Origin of the sequence: Streptomyces sp. NPDC005899, assembly GCF_040629645.1 — a bacterium.
Classification (GTDB): domain Bacteria; phylum Actinomycetota; class Actinomycetes; order Streptomycetales; family Streptomycetaceae; genus Streptomyces.
Window position 1 is genome coordinate 1 of the sequence record NZ_JBEXWB010000425.1, and the last position, 4,749, is coordinate 4,749.

The following is a 4,749-nucleotide window of genomic DNA, read 5'->3' on the forward strand; positions in this document are numbered from 1 at the left end:
GCGGTAATACGTAGGGCGCAAGCGTTGTCCGGAATTATTGGGCGTAAAGAGCTCGTAGGCGGCTTGTCACCCGCCCCTCGGCCGGGCGGCCGCGCCGTCAGCCGGCGGCCAGGTGGGGTGCCAGAACCGGCACGGTCGCGGTGGCGGAGGCGAAGAACAGAGCGACGCCCACCGCTCCGGGGTCCGGAACGCCGGTCGCCCGCTCGCCCAGGTAGCTCGCCCGGCCCATGCGTGCCGCCTGCGAGGCGGTGGCCCGCACACCCTCCCACGCCCCTTCCGCAGCCGTGGCCAGAGCGGTGGTGGGCGGTGCGCCCTGGGACGCCCGCAGCGCCGCGGCGGCGGGAGCCAGCGCGTCGACCAGCGTCTTGTCCCCGGGGGCGGCGTCGCCCACCCTGCGGATGGCGGCCAGCCCCTGTGCCGCGCCTTCGGCGAGCGCGGCCGTCGTCAGCCCCTGGCCCGGGCCGGCGGCCCGGGCCAGCGCCTGGAACAGCAGCCCGAACAGCGGGCCACTGGTACCACCGATCTCGTCGAGGAAGGCCGTGGCCATGGCATCCAGGATCTCGGCGGGGCCGGTCGTTCCCTCCGTCCGGTCGATCAGCCGACCCGCGGCCGTGACACCGGCGGCCAGGTTGGCGCCGAAGTCGCCGTCCCCGGCCAGTTGGTCCAGGGAGGTCAGCTCGGCTTCTGTGGCGTACACCGAATCGGCGAAGCGGCGCGCCCAGTCGCGGGTCTGCGTACCGTCGAGAGCGTTCGCACCGTCGACAACGTTGCTCGTCATGGACCCTCCTCGTGCTTCGTCGCCGGCCCCCCGCAGCGCACCCGCCGGCCGCTCACCATCGCAGGGCGGGGGTGCGCACCGGCGCGTCGTAGTAGTCCAGCGTGGCCTGGTCGGCGGCCATGAGAGTGAGGGAGAAGCCCCGCATGTCCAGTGCCGTGACGTAGTCCCCGACCAGATGCCGGGCGAGCCGCACCTGACGTCCGTCGAGCACCCGGCCCAGCTCTCCGAAGATCCCGTACAGCTCCAGGGCGGTGACCGATCCGAGACCGTTGACGAGGGCCACCACGGACTCCTCGGGCCCCGGCCGCAACGCGTCCAGCAGGGCCCCGGTCATGTCCTCCACCAAGTCGCGCACCCGCCCCTGGCTCCGGGTCCGGTCGGCGCGTTCCCCGTGGATACCCACGCCGTACTCCAGTTCGCCGGGCGGCAGCACGAACGCGGGCTCGCCGGTGGCCGGCATGTGGTGGGCGGCGGAGGCGGTGGCGAGCGTGCGGCATCTGCCCGCCAGGGCGGTGCCCAGCTCCGCCAGCCGCTCGCGCCCCATCCCGGAGTCCGCAGCGCCGCCGAGGACCTTCTCCACCAGCACCGTGGCACCGGTACCGCGGCGGCCGGCGGCGATGCCCTCGGAGTCGGTGGCGAGGTCGTCGTCGACGAGGACCCTCGAGCAGGCGATCCCCGCGTCGGCGAGCCGTTCGGCCGCGATACCGAAGTTGATCCGGTCGCCCGTGTAGTTCTTGACTATGTGCAGCACGCCTTCCGGCCCGGCCACCGCGAGGGAGGCCCGGTGGATCTGCCGGTTGTGCGGGGACGCGAACACCCTCCCGGGGCAGGCGGCGTCCAGCATGCCCGCGCCGACGTATCCGGCGTGCAGGGGTTCGTGTCCGGACCCACCGCCCGACAGCAGGCCCACCCGCCGCGCCGGAGCGGTGTGCCGGGCGGTCACGTAACCGTCGGCGGGGTCGTACCGCACGAGGTCCGCGTGCGCCCGGGCGAAACCGGACAGCGCGTCGGAGACGAGTTCACCGGCGCCGTTCTCGAAGTACCTGGCCATACGCCGCACCCATTCCGTCCCGGCCGCGAGGCCGGACGAGTCGACCTCCGGACGAGACCTCCATGGTGGGGGTAACAGCCCGCATGCGGCAACTCGCGCTGCGTGCGGACCCGGGCCGTACCCCGCTTTCCCCACCGTTCACACCGGCGCACGTCGCCTTACGCCCCCGTGCGGGGACGGCCCTTTCCCTGCGCGGTGGAGCCGGCCCTCAGGGCCGGTGGGCGACCGGGCGCGAGCGCGCCCGTACGGTGGCCGGACCGGTCGGCGTGCGGGACCCGGCGCCCTCGGCGGGGCGCCGGGTCGGCGCGCTCCCCCGTCCGGTCAGCTCCGCCACCAGTCGTCGAGCGGGCTGACGGGCACGGTGCGCTTGTGCCGGGTCGCGAGGTAGCCCGACTCCACCTTCGCCGCCACCTCCTCGGTGACCTCGGCGCCTTCGAGGTAGTCGTCGATCTCGGCGTACGTCAGGCCGAGGGCCACCTCGTCGGGCAGTGCGGGCCGGTCGTCCTCGAGGTCGGCCGTCGGCACCTTCTCCCAGGTGCTGGCCGGTGCGCCCAGCTGGCGCAGCAGAGCGGCACCCTGCCGCTTGGTCAGCCCGGTCAGCGGGGTGACGTCGACACCACCGTCGCCGTACTTGGTGAAGAAACCGGTCACGGCCTCGGCCGCGTGGTCGGTGCCCACGACGAGCAGGCCCAGCTGTCCGGCGATCGAGTACTGGATCACCATGCGTTCACGGGCCTTGATGTTGCCGCGCACGAAGTCCCGCAACGCGGGCTCCCCGCCCAGCAGCTCCCGCAGGCCGCGTGCCGACTCGGTGGCGACGGCGTCCGAGCTCGGCTTGACGTTCACCGCGACGGAGCTGTCGGGCCGGATGAAGTCCAGCGCGACCTGCGCGTCGTGCTCGTCCGCCTGCACGCCGTAGGGCAGCCGCACCGCGACGAAAGTGGCCTCGTGCCCGTCGGCCCGGAGTTCCTCGGCCGCGAGCTGGCACAGCCGGCCGGCCAGCGTGCTGTCCTGGCCGCCGCTGATGCCGAGTACGAAGCCCTTGGCCGGGGTCGACCGCAGATAGTCCTTGAGGAAGTCGACCCGTTGCCGGATCTCCGCCTCGGGGTCGATGGTCGCCTTGGCGCCGAGCTCGGCGAGGATCTGCTCCCTTGGATTCACCATCCGTCCACTCTAATGGCGGTGAACACACACCGGTGGAGGCGGGGTCCGGGCCGGTGGCGGGCGCCGCCCGCCACCGGACTGCGGCGGGACGGGCTGCCCGGCCCTGGGTACAGTCGGGCACGGATCACCGAGCGAGGAGGAGGACGGCCGGACATGGCGGTGGACGCCCTCGACACCCGCATCCTGCGCCTGCTCATCGAGCAGCCGCGCACCAGCGTGCGCGAGTACGCGCGCATCCTGGGTGTGGCCCGCGGCACTCTGCAGGCCCGGCTGGACCGGCTCGAACGCGACGGTGTGATCACCGGGACCGGACCGTCCCTGTCCCCCGCCGCCCTCGGCCATCCGGTGCTCGCCTTCGTGCACCTGGAGGTGACCCAGGGGCATCTGGAGGAGGTGGGTGAGGCCCTCGCGGAAGTCCCCGAGATCATCGAGGCGTTCTCCACCACGGGCGGCGGCGATCTCCTCACACGGGTCGTGGCGCGCGACAACGGCCACCTGGAGGACGTGATCCAGCAGCTGATCCAGCTGCCGGGCGTGGTGAGGACACGGACCGAGGTGGCCCTGCGCGAACGCGTCGCCCACCGGGTCCTGCCACTGGTGGAAGCAGTGGGGCGGGCGACGGGCGGCGGCGCCGGCTGACCACCCCCGGAAGGGGAGGCCGAGTTCGAGGCGCCCGCGGGCCGGATCGGCTCGGCGTGGCCGAACGCCGCCCCTCAACACCCGTGTCAGGCAGGGCACATGGCCTGAACCGAACCCGCGGCGGCCGGGCGGGCGAGGTGAGGTCCCGCGGACGGATATCCTGATCATGCCGCGTGCCCCACGCACCGAACCGGGCCCACGCGCCCGACCGGGTCGCCGCCGCGGCAGTCGGAGCGGGCCACAGTTCGAGATTGGTGTGCACAGGTGCTGGTAGCTGGACGGTACCGGTTGATATCCCCCATCGGCCGTGGCGGCATGGGTGAGGTGTGGCGCGCGACGGACGAAGTGCTCGGCCGCGCCGTGGCCGTGAAGCTGCTGCTGGGTGATCACGCCGATGCCTCGTCGACCGCGCGTTTCCGCCTGGAGGCGCAGACAGCCGCGCGCCTGAGCCACCCTCACCTGGTGGCCGTCTTCGACTTCGGCTCCTGGGAGGACCGCTTCTTCCTGGTGATGGAGTTGGTCGAGGGCCGCAGCCTCGGGGACCTGCTGGAGACCGAGGAGCAGATCCGGCCGGAACAGGTGGCCCGTATCGCCGGCGAGGCGGCCGCCGGCCTGGCCGCGGCACACCGCCAGGGCATCGTCCACCGCGACATCAAGCCCGGAAACCTGATGCTGGACGCCGACGGGTCCGTGAAGATCGGCGACTTCGGCATCGCCCAGTTCGTCGACGATCCGTCGACGGCCCTGACGACGGCCGGGCACATCGTCGGCACGAGTCTGTACCTGGCTCCCGAGCGGGCGCTCGGCCGCACCGCCGACTCCGCGTCGGACATGTACTCACTGGGCTGCGTCATCTACCAACTGCTGGTGGGGCAGCCGCCGTTCCGCTCGGACACGGCGACGGCGACGCTCTACCAGCACGTGGACACCCCGCCGGTGCCGGTCAGACAGCGCGGGGTCGACGTCTCCCCCGCCTTCGACTCCTACCTGCTGGGCCTGCTGGCGAAGCGGCCCGAGGACCGGCCGAGCGCGCAGCAGGTGTCGGACTGGTTCCGCACCGACGCCTGGCGCGGACGTCCGGAGCCGATGCCGCACCACCTGCCCGCCCCGCACCACC

5 protein-coding genes are annotated in these 4,749 nt (G+C 73.1%); 2 read left to right on the forward strand and 3 right to left on the reverse strand.

Annotation, left to right across the window (positions count from 1 at the left end; translation table 11 throughout):
- Positions 1-97 precede the first annotated feature (97 nt).
- The 3 genes from dhaL to nadE form a co-directional block, all read right to left on the reverse strand.
- Positions 98-778: a dihydroxyacetone kinase subunit DhaL gene (dhaL, locus tag ABZ371_RS29085; protein WP_358685087.1), complete on the reverse strand. Its 681-nt coding sequence runs from the start codon at positions 776-778 to the stop codon at positions 98-100.
- 52 nt (positions 779-830) lie between these two features.
- The gene (locus ABZ371_RS29090; protein ID WP_358685090.1) at positions 831-1,829 is read right to left on the reverse strand and encodes a dihydroxyacetone kinase subunit DhaK; all 999 of its coding nucleotides are present in this window, start codon (positions 1,827-1,829) and stop codon (positions 831-833) included.
- A gap of 321 nt (positions 1,830-2,150) precedes the next feature.
- On the reverse strand, positions 2,151-2,993 hold the full coding sequence (gene nadE, locus ABZ371_RS29095; RefSeq protein WP_358685093.1) for an ammonia-dependent NAD(+) synthetase: 843 nt from the start codon (positions 2,991-2,993) through the stop codon (positions 2,151-2,153).
- Between the two features lie 153 nt (positions 2,994-3,146).
- Here nadE and ABZ371_RS29100 point away from each other — a divergent pair, with 153 nt between their 5' ends.
- Both ABZ371_RS29100 and ABZ371_RS29105 read left to right on the forward strand, forming a co-directional pair.
- Positions 3,147-3,632 carry an Lrp/AsnC family transcriptional regulator gene (locus ABZ371_RS29100; RefSeq protein ID WP_358685096.1) on the forward strand — a complete coding sequence of 162 codons (486 nt, stop codon included), beginning with the start codon at positions 3,147-3,149 and terminating at the stop codon, positions 3,630-3,632.
- A 315-nt stretch (positions 3,633-3,947) separates the two neighbouring features.
- The coding region (locus ABZ371_RS29105; RefSeq protein WP_358685098.1) for a serine/threonine-protein kinase at positions 3,948-4,749 on the forward strand (802 nt) is incomplete at its 3' end.

Excerpts from the sequence above, each read along its gene's own strand:
- dhaL (WP_358685087.1), bottom strand. The coding sequence starts at position 778 with ATGACGAGCAACGTTGTCGACGGTGCGAACGCTCTCGACGGTACGCAG.
- ABZ371_RS29090 (WP_358685090.1), bottom strand. The coding sequence starts at position 1,829 with ATGGCCAGGTACTTCGAGAACGGCGCCGGTGAACTCGTCTCCGACGCG.
- nadE (WP_358685093.1), bottom strand. The coding sequence starts at position 2,993 with ATGGTGAATCCAAGGGAGCAGATCCTCGCCGAGCTCGGCGCCAAGGCG.
- ABZ371_RS29100 (WP_358685096.1), top strand. The coding sequence starts at position 3,147 with ATGGCGGTGGACGCCCTCGACACCCGCATCCTGCGCCTGCTCATCGAG.